Source organism: Deinococcus arcticus (assembly GCF_003028415.1).
Classification (GTDB): Bacteria; Deinococcota; Deinococci; order Deinococcales; family Deinococcaceae; genus Deinococcus; species Deinococcus arcticus.
This window is the reverse complement of sequence record NZ_PYSV01000004.1, coordinates 111,997-129,415: the sequence shown is the minus strand read 5'-3', so window position 1 is coordinate 129,415 and position 17,419 is coordinate 111,997. Positions and strand designations below refer to the sequence as shown.

At 71.7% G+C, this 17,419-nt stretch carries 12 protein-coding genes; 3 read left to right on the top strand and 9 right to left on the bottom strand.

Annotated elements, in window-relative coordinates:
• Window positions 1–46: 46 nt before the first annotated feature.
• Window positions 47–2,269, top strand: coding sequence for an MMPL family transporter (locus tag C8263_RS05685; protein WP_107137153.1), 2,223 nt, complete (start codon window positions 47–49; stop codon window positions 2,267–2,269).
• Between the two features lie 108 nt (window positions 2,270–2,377).
• On the opposite strand, the gene C8263_RS05680 is transcribed toward C8263_RS05685, so the two are convergent.
• Window positions 2,378–2,986 (bottom strand): DedA family protein, encoded by a 609-nt coding sequence (locus C8263_RS05680; RefSeq protein WP_107137152.1) that lies wholly within the window; start codon window positions 2,984–2,986, stop codon window positions 2,378–2,380.
• A gap of 86 nt (window positions 2,987–3,072) precedes the next feature.
• Here C8263_RS05680 and C8263_RS05675 point away from each other — a divergent pair, with 86 nt between their 5' ends.
• The gene (locus tag C8263_RS05675) at window positions 3,073–3,729 is read left to right on the top strand and encodes an HAD-IA family hydrolase (RefSeq protein WP_107137151.1); all 657 of its coding nucleotides are present in this window, start codon (window positions 3,073–3,075) and stop codon (window positions 3,727–3,729) included.
• 339 nt (window positions 3,730–4,068) lie between these two features.
• Here the strand turns inward: C8263_RS05675 and C8263_RS05670 are convergent, their stop codons facing one another.
• The 6 genes from C8263_RS05670 to C8263_RS05645 form a co-directional block, all read right to left on the bottom strand.
• Window positions 4,069–5,253 (bottom strand): sugar ABC transporter substrate-binding protein, encoded by a 1,185-nt coding sequence (locus C8263_RS05670; protein ID WP_107137150.1) that lies wholly within the window; start codon window positions 5,251–5,253, stop codon window positions 4,069–4,071.
• Between the two features lie 306 nt (window positions 5,254–5,559).
• Window positions 5,560–6,963: an RtcB family protein gene (locus C8263_RS05665; RefSeq protein ID WP_107137149.1), complete on the bottom strand. Its 1,404-nt coding sequence runs from the start codon at window positions 6,961–6,963 to the stop codon at window positions 5,560–5,562.
• 356 nt (window positions 6,964–7,319) lie between these two features.
• A complete protein-coding gene (locus C8263_RS05660) occupies window positions 7,320–7,934 on the bottom strand; it encodes a hypothetical protein (RefSeq protein WP_233218661.1) in 615 nt (204 codons plus the stop codon).
• Window positions 7,928–8,827, bottom strand: a complete 900-nt coding sequence (locus C8263_RS05655) for a CapA family protein (protein WP_107137148.1) — start codon at window positions 8,825–8,827, stop codon at window positions 7,928–7,930. Before C8263_RS05655 ends, C8263_RS05660 begins: the two co-directional genes overlap by 7 nt.
• A 22-nt stretch (window positions 8,828–8,849) precedes the next feature.
• On the bottom strand, window positions 8,850–10,898 hold the full coding sequence (locus C8263_RS05650; RefSeq protein ID WP_107137147.1) for a DUF3160 domain-containing protein: 2,049 nt from the start codon (window positions 10,896–10,898) through the stop codon (window positions 8,850–8,852).
• Window positions 10,899–11,225: 327 nt separating this feature from the next.
• Window positions 11,226–12,692, bottom strand: a complete 1,467-nt coding sequence (locus C8263_RS05645) for a UDP-N-acetylmuramoyl-L-alanyl-D-glutamate--2,6-diaminopimelate ligase (protein ID WP_107137146.1) — start codon at window positions 12,690–12,692, stop codon at window positions 11,226–11,228.
• A 101-nt stretch (window positions 12,693–12,793) separates the two neighbouring features.
• Here C8263_RS05645 and C8263_RS05640 point away from each other — a divergent pair, with 101 nt between their 5' ends.
• Entirely contained in the window at window positions 12,794–16,081 is a 3,288-nt protein-coding gene (locus C8263_RS05640) for an ATP-binding protein (RefSeq protein WP_107137145.1), read from the top strand.
• Between the two features lie 12 nt (window positions 16,082–16,093).
• Here the strand turns inward: C8263_RS05640 and C8263_RS05635 are convergent, their stop codons facing one another.
• On the bottom strand, window positions 16,094–16,729 hold the full coding sequence (locus C8263_RS05635) for a hypothetical protein (RefSeq protein WP_107137144.1): 636 nt from the start codon (window positions 16,727–16,729) through the stop codon (window positions 16,094–16,096).
• A gap of 43 nt (window positions 16,730–16,772) precedes the next feature.
• Complete coding sequence (locus C8263_RS05630; protein WP_107137299.1) at window positions 16,773–17,396, bottom strand: deoxynucleoside kinase; 624 nt, start codon at window positions 17,394–17,396, stop codon at window positions 16,773–16,775.
• Between the last annotated feature and the right edge of the window lie 23 nt (window positions 17,397–17,419).

The window sequence follows — 17,419 nt, the reverse complement described above, 5'->3', positions numbered from 1 at the left end:
GCCCGGGTGAAGTCGGGGAACCGGGGGGCCGTGGTCTACTCCGGGCATGATGACCCTGGGGCGTGTGGTGTCGCGGCATCCGTGGCTGACCCTGCTGGCGTGGGGGCTGGCCGCGCTGCTGAGCCTGCCGTTTGCGGCCCGCGCGCCGGCCGCCCTGAACGCCGATCCGGCGGGCGGCCTGACCGACGCCGAGGCCACGCGCGTGACTGCCCTGCTGCGCGACCGTTTTGGAGAGCGCGACACGAATACGGCGATTCTGGTCACCCGCAGCCAGCCGCCCCTGGGCACGCCGGCAGGGCGCGCCGCCTACGAGCGGTTGGTCGAGGGGCTCCGGGCGGTGGAGGGCGTCAGCCGCGTGGTGCCCGCCCAGGCCGGTGGCCCGCTGCCCACCCAGGACGCGGGCGGCACCCTGGCCCTGACGCTGGCCCAGATTCCGCTGGAAGACGGCGCCACCGAAACCCTGGCGCGGGTGCGGGCCTACGCAGCAGGTGTGGACAGCGCGGCGCTGGACGTGCGGGTGACCGGGGGGCAGGCCATTGCCGACGACTTCACCTTCTTTGCCGAGCAGGACACCAAGCGCAGTGAACTGACCGCCCTGCCGCTGATTGCCGGGCTGCTGCTGCTGGTCTTCGGCGCGCTGGTGGCCACGGCGCTGCCGCTGGCGGTGGGGCTGCTGAGCATCAGCGTGGCGATGGCCACCCTGTACGGCCTGACCCATGTGATGCAGGTGAGTACCTTTGCCCAGAGCGTGATTACCATGCTGGGCCTGGGCGCGGGCATTGATTACGCCCTGCTGATGGTCAACCGCTTCCGCGAGGAATTGCGCCGCGACCCTGACCCCCGGCGCGCCGCCGAACGCACGGTGCAGACCGCCGGGCGCAGCGTGGCCTTTAGCGGCCTGACGGTGGCGATTGCCATGGCGGGGCTGATTCTGCCGCCCATCGCCTTTGTGCGCTCCATTGGCATTGGGGGGGTGCTGGCGGTGCTGCTGACGGTGCTGGCCAGCCTGACGGTGCTGCCTGCCCTGCTGGCCCTGCTGGGCGAACGGGTGAACAGTCCGCGCATCCTCAAGTTCACCTGGGCCCAGAGTGGTGCGGCGTCGGCGGCCTGGACCGCGTTTGCCCGGCGGGTCACGGCCCGGCCCTGGGCAGCGGTGCTGGGGTCGTCGGCGCTGCTGCTGCTGCTGGCCGCCCCGGCCCTGACCATGCGCACCGGCTACGCGGGGGCCTGGGGCCTGAGCCCGGGCGTGGAAAGCCGCGACGCCCTGAAAGACGTGGAAGCCCTGGGGGCCGGCGGCCTGCTCAGCCAGTTCGAGGTGGTGCTGGATCTGCAGGGCCAGCGCTACGGCCCCGAAGACCGCGCGAGGTTTCAGGCGCTGGTCGAGAAGCTGCGGGCCCTGCCCGGGGTGAAGGGCGTGCTGAGCCCCTTTGTAACCCCCGCCGATCTGGCCAGCGCAGGCGGCAACGACTCAGGGGGACTGGCGGCCCTGAGCGTGCTCACGCGGCGCTCGTTCAGTGAGGACCGCACCCTGCTGCGCGTGACTGTGGTGCCCGGGCGTAACCTGCCTGCCGCCGAGATTCCCTCCTTCGAGCGGCAGCTGCGCCAGACCCTGCAGGCCAGCGGGTACCCGTACCTGCTGGGCGGGGCCCCCATTGGCGGCGAGGAATTCAGCCGGGCCATCACCGGGGCGCTGCCGGCCGTGATTGCCGCCGTGTTTGCAGGCACCTTCCTGCTGCTGATGGTGGCCTTTCGCAGCCTGCTCATTCCCCTCAAAAGCATCCTGATGAACGCCCTGACGGTGGCCGCCGCCGCCGGAGTGGTGACCCTGGTGGTGCAGCACGGTGTTCTGGCCGGTCCCCTGGGCATTCCCGCCGATGTGGGCGTGCTGGACGCCAGCCTGCCAGTGCTGCTGTTTGCCGTGATGTTCGGCCTGAGCATGGACTACGAGATCTTCCTGCTTTCCCGGGTGCAGGAAGAACACCTGCGCGGCGCCAGCAACGACGAGGCCGTGGTGCTGGCTGTGGGTCACACCGCCCGCATCATCACCAGCGCGGCCATCATCATGTTTATCGTCTTTGCGGCCTTTGTGTTTGGCCGTGTGGTCGCCAGCAAGAGCATTGGCCTGGGACTGGCCGTGGCCGTGGTGCTGGACGCCACCCTGGTGCGCCTGGTGCTGGTCCCGGCGTTTCTCAAGCTGGCCGGGCGCTGGAACTGGTGGCTGCCCGCGTGGCTGGAGCGGCGGTTGCCGCGCATCCGGCTGGAGCATTAGGGGTATGGAACGTGGGGTGTGGGTTGTAGGAAAAGACGGACGGGGGGAGTGGTGGGGCGCTCAGCAAGGCGCGTGGGGGGTGGGCTCCTTTGCCCATCCCCCCACAACCTATCCCTGCCCCTGGGCCTTTTTGCGCCGCACGAACCACACCACGGCGGCCACCACCACCACAGCCAGAATGACCTTGCTGGCGGGGCCCACGTACTGCTCCACACGGTCGTAGTTTTCGCCCAGCAGGTAGCCGGCGCCCGCCAGGATGGACGCCCACACCGCCGAGCCGATGCTGCTATAGATCAGGAATTTGGCCATGGGCATCTCGCTCATGCCGGCCGGCAGGCTGAGCAGGCTGCGGATGCCCGGCACCAGCCGGCCGAACAGCACCGCCTTGGTACCGTGCCGGTCAAACCAGTCGTCGGCCTTGCGGATGTCCTTGCCGCTCAGGGTCAGCCACTTGCCGTATTTGTCGGCCCAGGCCACCAGCTTTTCCTCGCCAAAAGCCCGGCCCAGGTAATACAGCGGCAGGGTGCCCAGCACGCTGCCAGCCGTGCCCACCAGAATCACCAGGGGCAGGTTCAGGTCCCCGCGTGAAGCCGCAAAGCCCGCCGACGGCATGATCAGCTCGCTGGGAATGGGCGGAAAAATGTTTTCCAGGATCATCAGCAGCAGGATGCCCACGTAGCCCATGCTGTCCATCAGGTTCTGCACCCAGTCGGCCATACCCCCGAGGGTAGCGGCTTTTGCCGGGCGCGCGCGTCCGCCGAAAGTGAAGTCCGCTTTACGCACCTGCCCTCTACACTGCCTCCATGACCGCACTGCGCGCCGTGATCTTCGACTTCGACGGCACCATCTTTGATACCGAGACGCCTGAATTTCAGCACTGGCAGGCCCTGTACCGCCGCCACGGGCGCGAACTGCAGTTGCAGGACTGGCAGCGCGGGATTGGCACCTGGGACGCCTTTGATCCCTGGGCGGGCCTGCCCCACCACGTGCAGGCGCGGCGCGAGGCCGTCCACGGGGAGCTGCGCGAGTCGGTGCACGCCGCCCTGGCCGAGGCCGATGTGCGCCCCGGCGTGCGCGCGGTGCTGGACGAGGTACGCGAGCGGGGGCTGGCGCTGGCGCTGGCCACCAGCAGCGACCGGGCCTGGGTGACGCGCTGGCTCTCGCACCACGGCCTGCTGCAGCACTTCAGCGCTCTGGCTACCCGCGACGACGTGCGCCGGGTCAAGCCGGACCCCGAACTGTACCTGCTGGCGGCGCGCGAGCTGGGCCTGGACCCCGCCGCCTGCCTGGCCGTAGAAGACAGCCTCAATGGCGCCACGGCGGCGGTGGCGGCAGGCATGGCCGTGGTGGTGGTGCCCAACGAGGTTACCCGAACCCAGCCTTTTCCCCCGGCGTGGCCGCGCCTGGAGGGCTACGAGGGTGGGCTGGCCGCGCTGCTGCAGGTGGCGGGGAAGAACTAAGTCGTTCGCTGTTGATCTTGAGATCAACCGAGCGGACTGGAACAGCTGCGCCGCAGAGCGAGTCTCGAAAAAAGGACGTTGCACCGGGAGTGGAGACTTTGCGGTGCTCTCCTGCAAAGTCGTAACGTGAGGTGCAACGTCCTTAAGTCGTTCGCTGCCAAGCCCCCGCTCAACCGAGCGAAGCGAGCGGCGAACACAGTGCCTCGCCCCGGGAATGGACACGTTTCTGCGCTGTTGTGAACTGTTGGAATGGGGCAGGGGCGAGCCACTGAGCAACAGGCCCAGGACAGCAGGCGGCCCCTGTGAACAGTCCCAGGGGCCGCCTGCGCTATGCGCTGCTTACTTGATGTTCTTCTTCATGGTCTGCACGGCCTTGGTCAGCAGTGCCGAAGCGTTGGCGCCGGGTTTCTTGACGCCCTCGGCAATGGCCTCGCTCCAGGGGGTCCAGACCTGACCCATTTCCGCCACGTTGGGCATGGGCGTGCCGGTGGTGATCACGCGCCCGAAGCCATTCACAATCGGGTTGGCCGCGAGGTTGCGCCGCACGTTCACGTTCACCGGAATGCGCCCGCCAGCCTGATTAAAGGAGAGCTGCGCCACGCCGGTCACCATGCCGCGTGCGAATTCGGCGGCCGCCGCCTTGTTGGTGCTGTAGGCGTTCATCACGATCCCCTGCACGCCCACAAAGGGGCTCCAGGGGTTGGGGGCCCCGGGAGGGGTGGGCAGGGCCGTGATGCCGTAGTTGATGCCGGCCTTCTTGATGTCGCCCATGTCCCAGGGCCCGGTCACGATCATGGCGGCGTCACCCTTCAGGAAAGCGGCCTTGGCCTTGTCGCCGGTCATGCCTTCGGGCACCAGCTTGTACTTGAAGCGCAGGTCGTTCATCAGGCTCAGGGCGCGGGCGGCGCCGGCATTGGCCAGGCCGATGTCCCCAACGTCCAGGGTGCCGCTGTTGTTCTTGAACACGTAGCCGCCGTAGGCGCTGATCAGGCCGTACTGCATATAGGCGTTGCTCAGGTCGGTCAGGAAGCCGTACTTTCCGCCGCCCGTGTTCTTCTGGGCCACACGGATAAATTCGTTCCAGCTGGTGGGGGCCACGGGCACCAGTTTCTTGTTGTACACCAGCGCCACGGACTCCGCGAACATGGGCAGGCCGTACAGCTTGCCCCGGTACGTCAGGGCGGTCAGGGTGGTGCGGTCAAACTCGCCCCGGCGCGCCACGTAGGCGTCCATGGGTTCCAGCACGCCCGCCGTGACCAGCTGCCCAAAGCGGTCCTGGGGCAGCGTCACGATCAGGTCGGGGCCCTTGCCCTTCTTGGCAGTGGCAATCAGCTGGTCGGCCATCTTGTCCAGCGGCACATTCACGATCTTGACCTGATTGCCACTCAGGCGGGTGTAACTGGCCGTCTGGGCCTTCAGCCACGCCACCTCGGCGGTGTCAGTGAAGTGGCTCCAGACCGTCAGGGTGGCGGCCGAAGCGGGGGTGGACAGGGCCAGCAGGCTCAGGGTCAGCAGTCGGTTCATGGGGCTCCTCGTCCCCCGGGTGGACACGGCGCGCCCCTCCAGGCATCTGGCCTGGAGGAGGAATCAGCCACGCGGCTGGCAGCGGTTCCACAGGGGTTCCGAGACGCATCTTCTCCCCTGAATTCTTACGAAATTGTCAACGCCACGTCAGCCAATGGGTTTTCATCTGGTAAGCCAGCGTCCCACCAAGCTTTCTCATGCCTGAGAAATACTCTCCCTCCTTTGTGGATGGCCGTGTGCTGTCAGAAAGTGGGGGCAAGAGTCAGTCCGACCCCTGCTCCCATCAGCCGGTCTTGAGACCTGGCTCTACACGTCTTCGCTGCCCGTGTCCATCCGCACGATGCGGGGCTGGAAAGTGCCCAGCACGTCCACCAGATCGCGTTGCCGGCCAATCACCTCTTCAATGCGTTTGTAGGCCTGGGGGGCCTCGTCAATGCCGCCGCCCAGCAGGGTCACGCCGCGCTCGTGCAGGTACGCCTGCACGTCTTTCTTGACCAGGGTGCGCTCGGCGGCCTTGCGGCCCAGCACGCGCCCGGCGCCGTGGCTGGCGCTGCCCAGGGCCTGCGCGTTGCCCCGGCCGCGCACCACGTACCCGGGGTCGGCCATGCTGCCGGGAATCAGGCCCAGCTGCCCGGCCTCGGCGGGGGTCGCGCCCTTGCGGTGCACAATCAGCTCCTGCTCGCCCACCATCTGCTTCCAGGCGAGGTTGTGGCTGTTGCGCACCTGCGCCAGCGGCTGCACATTCAGGGCGCGGGCCAGCCGGGCGTGAATGAGGTCGTGGTTGGCCAGCGCGTAGCGCCCGGCCAGATTCATGGCCTGCCAGTAGGCCTGGCCCTCTTCCTGGTCCAGGGGCAGCCACGCCAGCTTCTTGGCCTCGGGGGCCAGGCCAGGGTGCAGGCGCTCGGCCAGCGCCGTGAAGTGCCCGGCCACCTGCGCGCCAAAGCCCCGGCTGCCGCTGTGCGACAGCACCGCCAGATACTCGCCGGCTTCCAGGCCCAGGTCCGGCTGCGGCAGGCTGAAGGTGCCGAATTCCACGAAATGGTTGCCACTGCCCGAGGTGCCAATCTGGGTGGCCGCCTTGTCATACAGGTGGCGCAGCAGGGCCTGCTCGCGCCAGGTGTCCTCGTGCAGCACCTCGTGGTCGGCGCGCTCGCGCTTGTCAAAGGCCACGCCCGCCCCAAAGCGGGTGTGCTTGAGCAGGAGCGCCTTGCCGTCCTCGGCGTGCAGGCCCTGGGGGGGCAGGGGCAGCACGCTCAGCATCATGGAGCAGCCGATGTCCACGCCCACGCCGTAGGGAATCACCGCGTTCTCGGTGGCCAGCACGCCGCCGATGGGCAGTCCGTACCCCACGTGGGCGTCGGGCATCAGGGCACCCGCGCGGCTGACCGGCAGGCGCATGGCCACGTCCATCTGGGTGCGGGCGCCCGCTTCAATCAGGTCCTCGCCCCATACCGGGTAGGGCAGAGGCGCGGGGCGCAGTTCGGCGCCCTTCTGGGCATCACGTTTGGCCTGCTGGGCGGCCAGTTCGGCGGCCAGCTCGGCGTACACGCCGCCGGCCAGGTAGGCGTCGGGGTTGGCCTGCACCGCACGCAGTTCCGAGAGAATCTCGTCGCGTTCCAGGCCCGCTTTCTCGCGGGCGGCGGCGGCGGTCTGCGCCAGGGCGATGGCTTTTTTCTCCAGGCCAAGTTTCACAAGGTGTTTGCCGTTCATGGGAGTCTCGTTTCAGGGGGGAGAGGGGGCGGGGAAGAGAGGCGGGAAGGAACGATCACCGTCGTCGGCTGGGTCGGGCATGGGGCCACCTCCTGTGACCCTGCACTCTGGCGCGCGGCGCCCCGGCGCGGCATCGGCCAGACGGCCGAGGGCGGCCTAGCGCAATTCGTCAGCGGCGGCGGGTGGCATGGCCCATTTCACCCCTCGCCGCCCCCCAGGCAGATGAGGCGGGCCCTGGCCGGGCGTTAAGTCGCTCGCTGCCAAGCCCCCGATCAACCGAGCGGGCGGGGACAGCGGCGCCGCAGCGCGAGTGGCGAACACAGGGGCTTGCCCCGGGAATGGAAGGGGCGAGGCCCTTAGCGCACCGCCGCCCAGCCGCGCGCATCCCGGCCCACCTCGCGCGCCTGCACCGGCACGCGGCGCAACAGGCGAAAGCCAAAGCTGGTCCAGCGCCACTCGCTCAGGGCGTGGGCCGGGGCCTGCGGGGCCGCGTAGGTGACTTCCAGCGTGGCCAGCGTGCCGTCCGGGCGCACGGTCAACCCCGAGACCGGCTGAAACAGGGCGCTGCCCACCCACAGTTCCCGGTAACGCCCCCCCGGCAGTGGCCGCAGCACGGCAATGTGGGCGCTGCGGCCCCGGGCGTCGCGGTTCCCCATGATGGGCGTGGGGGCCGCCGCCCAGCGCCCTATGGGCCAGTCACGCCAGGGCCGCCAGACCGAGAGCACGCATTCGGGCTGACCGTCGCCGGTCACGTCGCCCCAGGCCGCCCCACGCACAGTCCAGTCCGGGGGCAGGGTCAGGGCGGGGCAGGCGCTGGGCGCCTGCACCCGGCCAGCGGCCACCCATTGCCCCTGCGGGGTCAGGGTGTGCCAGACGGTTGGCCGGGCGACGGTTGGCTGGGCGCCGCCGGCCAGAACCAGGGGCAGCGCCAGCAGCGTGGCCAGCCACAGTCGCCCGGGCCCGCTCAGCATGGGGGCAGCCCCAGGCGGCGCAGGGCGGTGCGCCTCGCCTCGCCGGTGGCTGGCTGCGCGCGCCCGGCACGGATGCGGGTGGCCACGGCGCAGGCCCGCTGCACCTGCCCCAGCGGAAGGCGCACCACGGCACCCAGCCGGGCGGCGGGCAGGGACTGGTCGAACAGCAGGTTGCCCAGGGAGTAGAGCACCAGCGCCGGACCCCGGGGCCCAGGCAGTACCTCGTGGCCCTGCAGCACATGGGGCCCGCTGCCCGCCACCACCGTGGCCCCGGCCGCCACCAGGGCGCGGGCCTGGGCCCGCTGCCGGGCGGTGGTCAGGCCGTATTCCTCGCCCCAGTGGGGCAGCACCACCACCCGGGCGCCCCGGGCCGCCGCCTGCCGGATGGCCGCCAGGGGGAGCGGCGTGTGGCCAGCATCCAGATACGCCACAAAGGCCACGCGTTCACCGCCCACCCGGGCCAGGGTGGGGGTGCGGCTGATGGGCGTAAGGCCCGAGGCGCGCAGGGTCGCCTGCGACTGCGCCTGCCCGGCCGGGCCCCCGTCACGCGCGTGGTTGTTCTCCACGCCCAGGTGCGTGAAGGGAGCCAGGGCAAGGGCGGCGGCACGTGGCGCCCGCAGATCAATACCCGGGGTGGCCCGCGCGGCGTCGGTCAGGGGGGATTCCAGATTGGCTGCCGTAAGGTCGGCGCGCAGGGCCGGGGCCAGGGCCGCCAGGGCGCCGGGCCAGTGGTCGGCGTTCGCACTGGCCACCCCGCGCGCCAGACTCACGTCGCCCGCCAGGGCCAGCACCGGGCCACCGGGGGCGCGGTCCCGGCCCCCGGACACCAGCAGGGCGCCCAGCGCAAGCAGCAGCAGGCCGGCCCCGGCGGTCCAGAGGGCATGTCGCTTCACGGGGTGCTGAGCGCGCCTGGGCTCACTTCACCACGATGCCGCTCAGCCACGGGTGGGTGGGCGGCACCTTGCCGCTGCGCAGCTGCGCTCGCCACGCCTCGTTGGTCAGGCGGCCCCCGGCGGGCACGGTGAATTCGTACTGGCTGTACACGCCGCCGCGCGCCACCTGCAGGCCGCCCCGCCCGTCGGGCACCACGGCGTACAGCTCGTGGATAAAGCCGGTGGCCTCTTCCAGCGCCCGGCCGTTTCCCGTGGCCACATCGGCCACCACGGCCGCCATGTCGTTCTCGTCGAACTGGCTGGCGTTCTCGCCGTCCTGAGGGTCGGCGCTGGCCAGCTTCATCTGCTCCAGCCAGCCGCCGTACAGGTGCAGGCGCTCGTAATCGTCGGCGCTCAGGGCCTGCCCGGCCAGCTGCCGGGTGGTCGCCATGTTCAGGAAGGTCAGCATGGAGCGCAGCTCGTCCAGGTTCTGCCGGGTGCGCGCCGACAGCACGCCCTGGCCGGCCAGCACCCGGCGCGTCAGCGCCTCCAGGGTCAGCAGCCGCGTCCAGACTGCGGCGTTGGGCTCCACGTAGCCACGCGCGGGCTGCGGCTCCTCAATGCCGCCCATCTCCGCCATGGTCTGCTTGGCGTACAGAATGGTGTCGTGGCGCAGTTCGGTCCACGACCCCAGGGCGGTCAGCATCTCCTTGCGGGTCCAGGCGGCCGTGCGCATGAACGCCGGATAGCGGGCGTCGCGCGGCCCGGGCCGGGCCAGCGGTTGCAGGGCGTACAGCCAGCCGCTGTACACATTGGCGGTCCAGTCGGCCTCCTTCAGGGCGGCAAAGCCCGCGCGCACCCTGGTCATCTGCGGAAGGTAGTTGGCGTAGCGGTCCTCGCCCATGCGGCGCAGTTCATTCAGCGCGGCGTCGCTGCCCAGGGCCGCCAGCAGGTCCAGGCCACGCGGCAACCAGCGCTCCTGGCCCTGCGTGCCCACCTCGCGGTACACCAGCCGCTGAAAGGCCGCGCCGTCCAGGGTAAAGCGCTGGCCCATCAGGCGGAAACCCAGGGTCTCGCGCTCGCGCACCTCGCGGCCCTCGCCGGGCCGGGCCTCCACGAACAGGCTGTTCACCTGCGGGGCGGGCAGCCGGGCCAGCGCTGCCTGGAAGGTTCTCAGCACGGCCGGGTCTGATAGGCGGCGCACCTGCCCGCCCGTGGCAGCTTTCAGGGCGGCGGCGTACTGGCGGTAATCCAGGTCGTCGCTGCGGCCAATCAGCAGGGCGGTGGGGTCATACACGCGCGCCCAGAGCTTCTGGGCCTCGGGATTGCCGCTCACCAGGGTGGTCAGCAGCGCGGCCACGCGGGTCTCGCCGGGGCTCTGCACCCGCAGGTTCATCCGGCCCAGCCACATCATGGTGCGGAAGTAGCGCTTCAGGGGCTCACTGCGGGTGTAGTGGCCGCGCGGCACGTATTGAGAGTAATCCTCTTCCAGCTCGGTGGCCGCAAAGATGGGCGAGGTCGCCCGGCCCGCGTGCGCCGTGATCAGTTTCAGTTCCTGGTTCACCAGGGCCGCCACCTCGGCTGGGGGGGTGGTGGCCGGGTCAATGAGTTCCTGGGCCACTGCCAGGTACGCCAGGGCGCGGCGGGCGTCGCCTTCGAGCGCCGTGCCCTTCAGGGCCGTGAACTGGCGCCGGGCGTCCGCGATCAGCAGCGCCGTCATGCGCCGCAGGGCGGGCGAGAGGGATTCGCGTTCCAGGTCGCGCAGCAGCTTGCTGAACACCAGATGGTAGGCGTGCAGCATGGAATCGGTGGTCACGAACACCGGCTGGTTCAGGTAGCGCGTGGCCTCGTACACTCCGTCAAAGTGCGCCCAGGTGGCGGGGGCGATCACAAAGCCGTTCCTGCTCAGGGCCGCGCGCTGGGCGGGGCTCAGGCCCCGGGTGCCCACCTCGGGGTCCGAACGCAGCAGTTCCTGGTTCTTCACAGCCGAGAGATTCACGGGCAGGGTGTAGGGACTGGGGGCGGCCTGGGCCACAGAGGTCAGGGCCGCGCCGGGCAGGGCCAGCAGCAGGGCGAGGGTCAGGCGGCGCATGGGGCTGTCATACCACGCCGCCCCGTGCCCGGTGTAGGCAACTGCCGGGCAGGCCAGTGAAGTCGCTCGCTGCCAAGCCCCCGATCAACCGAGCGGGCGGGGACAGCGGCGCCGCAGCGCGAGAAGCGAACAAAGGGCCTTGCCCCAGGAAGGGAAACGTTGCTGCGCCCTTCTGAACCGTTGGCCTGGGGGAGGGGCGAGGCACTTGACGTTGCCCCTCACGTTGCGACTGTTCAGGAGAGCACCGAACAGGCTCCACGCCCGGTGCAACGTCCTTTTTTCGAGACTCGCTTCGCTCGGTTGATCTTGAGATCAACAGCGAGCGACTTAGCGCGGCGCCTCGTCCTGCAACGCGGCTTCGGCCTGTGCTGTCTCGTTCCAGGGCAGTGTCTCGTGGGCGCGTTCCAGGGTGTCCTCGGGGCCCTTGCCGGCCAGCAGCACGGTGTCGCCGGCCTGTGCCTGGGCAATGGCCGCCCGGATGGCCTCGCGGCGGTCGGGGACGCGGGTGAAGTTGCTGCGCCCGGCTTCCCGCGCGCCCCGCTCCATCTCTGCCAGGATCTCGTTCAGCGGCGTGTCGCGGCAGTCCTCTTCAGTGAAAAAGGCGTGATCGGCCAGCCGGGTGGCCACCTCGCCCAGCGGCGCGCGCTTGCCCGGATCGCGCGGGCCGCCCGCCGAGCCGATCACCACCAGCAGCCGCCCCGGGGTGGTGGCGCGCAGCGTACTCAGGGCCTTGTCGAGGCTGGGCGGGGTGTGGGCAAAGTCCACGATCACCCGGCGGCCCCGCGTGTCGGGCACCAGTTGCATGCGGCCCGGCACCCCGGCAAAGGAGGCCAGCCCGCTGCGCAGCGCCTCCACGCTGGCCCCCAGGTGCGCCGACGCCGCCAGGGCTGCCAGCGCGTTGGCCACGTTGAAGCGGCCGATCATGGGCAGCTGCGCGTCAAATTCACCCAGGGGCGAGACCACATGAAAATGCAGGCCCGTGGAGCGCTCTTCCACGCCGCCCGCGCGCCAGTCGGCGTGCTGGCCCTCGGCAGAGTAGGTGATCTCCTGGGGCGCCACGCCGCGCAGCTGCGCGGTCCAGGGGTCGTCCACGTTCAGCACCGCACAGGGCGAACGCTCGATCAGGCGGCGCTTGTCGGCAAAGTAGCGGTCCATGGAGCCGTGAAAATCCAGGTGTTCGGGGCTCAGATGGGTCCAGACGCCCACCGACCACGCCACGCCGCGCACCCGGTCCAGGGCCAGGGCGTGGCTGCTGGCTTCCAGCACCGCCGCCTGCGCGCCCGCCGCCACCATCTCGGCCAGGGTGGCCTGCACCTGCGGCGCCTCGGGGGTGGTGAAGTGCGCGGGAAAGTGGCGCAGCTGGCCGTCCGGCAGTTCGTAGCCGGCGGTGCTCAGCAGGCCCGTGTTCAGGCCAGCGGCGCGCAGCAGGTGGCGGGTCAGCCAGCTCGTCGTGGTCTTGCCGTCGGTGCCCGTCACGCCCACCACGCGCAGGGCCCGGCTGGGGTGCCCGGCCAGCGCGGCGGCGGCGTCGGCCAGCGCGGCGCGGGCGCCCGGCACCGTCAGGTACGGCAGGGGCGAGGTCACGCCTTCCGGCAGGCCCTCGCCCAGCACGGCCACGGCCCCCGCCTGGGCCGCCCGGTCCAGAAACTGGTGGCCGTCAAAGCGCGCGCCGCGAATCGCCACGAACACGAAGCCCGGCGCTGCCCAGTCGGCGTTGTGGGTCACGCCCGTTACCTCGGGGTTGACGGCAGGAGCACTCAGGTCCAGGGCGGCGGCCAGCTCGGCAAGGCGCATGGGGCGCATGATGCCAGATGCGCGCGCCCCCAGTCCCCTGACGGCGGCTTGTGGCGCCCGGCGAAGGTGCGGCACACTGAACCCCAGGAGGCGCTCCCCGCTTGTCCGAGCCCATTCACCCCGAGATTCACGCCCGGCTGCGCTCAGCCTGGGCCGGGATCTGTGCGGGCAGCGGCCCGGCGCTGCTGCTGCTTGAGGGCGCGGCGGGGCTGGGCAAAAGCCATCTGGCGCGCGCCCTGCAGCAGGAGGCGGCGCGCGACCTGCAGGCGGCGGTGGCGCTGGCGGCGCCCCCCGCTCTGGTGGGCCCGCTGCTGCGCGCCCTGCCTGAACTGCTGGCCTCGCGCGACCCGGCGTTTGTGGCGGCGGCCCGGGCCCACCTGGACCATCCCTGGTCGGCGGCGGTGCCGCCCCCGGCCGGGCCCAGCGACCCCGCCGCCACCCTGGCGCGTGCGGTGGCCGGCGCACTGGGCAGGGGGCGGCCCCTGCTGCTGATCGTGGAGGACCTGCACGACCAGCCCCCCGAGACCCGCGCCTTTCTGAATACCCTGTGGACCCGCCTCGCGCTGGACGGCGCCCCGGCCCTGCTGCTGCTCACCACCCGCCCACTGGCCGAGTACCCCGACGCCGCGCGCAGCGCCGAGGCGCTGGGCCGCAGCGCCCAGCTGGCCCGCGCCGCCGCCGCCGGCAACCTGCCGACCCTCACGCTGGCTCCGCTGGACCTGGGCGGCCTGGAGGCGCTGCTGCGCGCTGCCCTGGGGGGCCCGGCGCCGCCCGGCCTGCCCGAGTGGCTGCTGGCCCACGCCGAGGGCCATCCCCTGCGCAGCGCCGAACTGCTGCGGGTGCTGCGCGAACGCGGCGCCCTGCGCCCGCACGAGCACCACTGGCAGTTCACGGCGCCGCCCGCCGGGTCGCTGCCGGCGTCGCTGGAGGCGGTGCTGCGCGAGCGGCTGCGCCCGCCCCGCGCCGCCCGCGCGCCCTGGGCCGCCCTGAGCGCCCTGGCGGTGCTGGACGCCCCCACGCCCCCGGAGGTCTGGCGGCGCGTCTCCGGCCTGAGCGCCGAAGCGTTTGTCCAGGCCCGCGACTGGCTGCTGCACCGGGGCCTGGTGGCCCTGCAGGGCCCAGACGGCGCGCGCTACGCCTGCGCCCATCCCCTGTATGCGCCGCTGGTGCGCGCCGAACTGGACTGGGCGGCGCTGGAAGCCCTGCACGCCCGCGCCGCCCAGACGCCAGCCCTGGACCTCCTGGCCCGCGCCCGCCACGCCCGGCACGCGGGGCTGCCCGGGGCGCGCGCCCTGACCGAACAGGCCCTGGCGCTGGCCCAGGCCCGCGCGGCCCCCCATGAAGTGGTGCGTGAAGCCCGCGCGCTGCTGGACGAGCAGCCGGACCACGCCCGCGCCCAGGCCGCGCTGGTCGGTGCCCTGGACGCCCTGGGCGAGTGGCAGGCGGTGCTGGAAGCGACCAGTGGCGACCCGGCGGCCCAGCCGCTGGCCGAGCTGGCCCTGCGGGCCCAGGCGCTGGCCGAACGGGGGCAGTTGCCGCAGGCGCTGGCGGCGGCGCGGCTGGGGCTGCGCCGCTGGACCCTGGAACAGACCAGCGGGGAAGGCGACAGCGCCACCCACCTGATGCTGGAAGACGTGCTGTACCGGACGCTGCTGAACCAGGGTGAGCTGGACGAGGCCGAAGCGGGACTGCGCCGGGCCCTGAGCGGCGCGCACGGTCCACTGCGGCGCATGACCCTGCTGGACATTCTCTCGCGGCTGTACCAGCGCCGGGGCGACTACCACCTGTGCCTGCACCTGGGGCGCGAGGCAGCGGCCCTGATGGCGGGCCTGCCTGCACCGTCCGGGGCGGTGGCCGAGCGCTGCTGGCGCACCCTGAGTTCGGTGGGGGGCAGCGCCATTCACATGTCGCTGTGGCCCGAGGCCGAGGCCCACCTGCGCGCCGCCCACGACCTGATTGTGCGCCAGGGCCACGTGGCCAGCCTGATGGTGGTGGAGGGCAATCTGGCGTACCTGCAGCTGATGCAGGGTGACTACCCGGCGGCCGAGGCCGGCACGTGGCGCCAGCTGCACCGGGCTGTGGCCAGCGGCAACGCACGGGTGGAGGGCGCGCTGCTGTGGAACCTGGGGCTGTGCCGCCTGTGGCGCGGCGACGCCGAGCAGGCCCTGGCGCTCATGCGGCGCTCGGCGGCGGTGTGGCCCAGCGTGGGCGGCGCCAATCCCAGCGACTGTGCCGAGGCGCTGGCGCTGCTGGGGCGCCTGGACGAGGCCCGCGCCGAGCTGGGCCAGCCGGACCACGATTTCTATCCCGATCACCCCAATTCCCGCGCCCGCGTGCACCTGCTGCTGGGCGAGCCCGGGGGCGCCCTGCGCGAGGTGGCCCGCATTCGCCCGGACGACGGCGCCGGCTTGCAGGCGCGCGCCGCCCTGATTCGCGCCCAGGCGCACCTGCACCGGGGCGACCCGGCCGCAGCAGCGCCGGAACTGGCGCAGGCCCTGACCCTGGCCCAGGCGGCGCAGCACCGCAGCGTGCTGGGCGAACTGGCCCTGACCCGCGCGGTGTGGCGCTTTCAGCGGCGCCAGGACGGGGCCCCCGACTGGCACGAGGGGCTGGCCGCGCTGCAGGCGGTGGACGGTGCAGGCCACCTGCAGTTCGTGCGCGCCTGCTTTCCGGCGGTGGTGGCCGCCCTGGAGGCCGCGCCCGCACCCGCCCAGGCCCCAGCCCCCCGCGCCCGGCTGCGGCTGCTGGGGAACGTGGGGGTGGAGCAGCCCGGCGGCGCACGGCCCTGGCGGGCCCGCAAGGTCAAGGAACTGCTGGCGCTGCTGGTGTGTGCCCATTACGGCGGCGCGGCCCACCCGGCCCTGGGGCGCGAGGCCCTGGCCCTGGCGCTGTGGCCCGAGGCCGACGAGGCGGGCGCCGAGGCCAATTTTCGCAAGACCCGCACCCGGCTGCGCGAAGCGCTGGGCGACGCGGCGGCCCTGACCCGCACGCCCCAGGGGTATGCCCTGGCTGCGGTGCAGGCCGATCTGGACGAATTTCTGGCCGCCCTGCACGGCGGCCAGGACGCCCGGGCCGCGGCCCTGTACACCGGCCCCTTCCTGAACGATGTGGACCTGCCGGCCGCCGCCGAACTGCGCGCCGCCCTGCACGACCGCTGGCGGGCCGCAGTGCTGCGCCTGACCGCCCGCGATCCCCTGGGCGGCCTGCCCCACCTGCGCCGCCTGCTGGCCCACGATCCCCTGGATGTAGAGGCCACCTGCGCCCTGCTGAACGCCTTTGGGCGCCTGGGCGACCGCGAGGCCCACGCCCGCACCCTGCGCCGCGTGCAGACGCTGTTTCAGGCCGCGCTGGGCGAGGTGCCGCCCGAGCTGGCCGCCGCTGCCGGGTAATGAAGCGGGCGCTCAGCGCACGTGGCGGTACAGTCCCGCGAAGGTCACGTTCGCCCCCGCGCATTTGAGGTTGTCCTGCACCAGCAGCCATGGGCCCACCGGCCACAGGGTCAGGGTGCAGTCGCCGTCGCTGTACACCCAGCGCCGCGCGCTCTCACCCCGGCGCAGCGGGCCGTTCAGATGGCTCACGTTCACGCCGCCGCTGGCCGTGGCAAACAGGCCAGTGCCGGTCAGCATCAGGCTGCCCGGCTTGCCCGTCACGGTCAAGCCGGCGTTGGCGTCGCGCTCCCAGGTGCCGTTCTCCGGCGCGGTGGGGGTGGGCAGCGGCTCGGTGTCGCCGGGCCTGAGAAATCCGCTGCGGCTGGCGTCGCCCGGCACGTAGGTGCAGCGCCGCCCCCCCACGGCGGGGCCCTGCAGCACCGCCTCCCCCTGGGACAGGCTGTGCGGCCCGGGTTGACCGCGGGCGTCGGTCAGGGGGGCGCGGCGCACGCTCACCCGCGTCGCGCGCAGGTCGGCCGGATTCAGGGCGCTCCAGTGCTCGGGGCAGCCTGGGCCGGGGGCTGCGCTGCGCCCCTGCGCGCCGCCCAGCAGCGTCAGGCCCAGGAGGGTCAGACGCAGCGCGGAGCGGAGCAGCACCGGGCCAGTCATGGCTGAAGGGTAGCGCGCCGCGTCATGAGAGTCGTTGCCCGCCTCAGCGCAGCAGCGGCAGGCCAAAGCCGTGGCCCTGCACCCGCGCGCATACCCATTCAAACGCCTGTGGATCAGCCACGAAATCCAGCTGATCGCCCGGCACGCGCACCACCGGGCAGGCGTCAAACCCCGCCACCCAGCTCTCGTACAGCCGGTTCAGGCCCCCCAGATAATCGTCCGGGATGTCCTGCTCGTAGGTGCGCCCACGCTGGGCAATGCGTTTTTTCAGCGTGGGCAGCGAGGCGTCAATGTGAATCAGCAGGTCCGGCACCCGCAGGGCCGGCAGCACCCCCTCGTACAGCCCGCAGTAGGTGGCCCAGTCGCGCGCTTCCATCTGGCCGCTTTCAAAGAGGTTGCGCGCAAAGATGTTGGCGTCTTCAAACACCGTGCGGTCCTGAATCACGTACCGCGCGCCCGTCACCAGGTTCAGGTGCTGTTCCAAGCGCCGCGACAGGAAATACACCTGCGAGTGAAAGGAATAGCGCCGCATGTCCTGGTAGAAGTCTTCCAGGTACGGGTTGTCCGCATACGGCTCATAGACTGGCCGCAGCCCGTAGCGCCCGGCCAGCATGCGCGTCAAGGTGCTTTTGCCGCTGCCAATGTTGCCGGAAATGGCGAGGTACATCAGCGCGCTCCGCACGCGGGTGT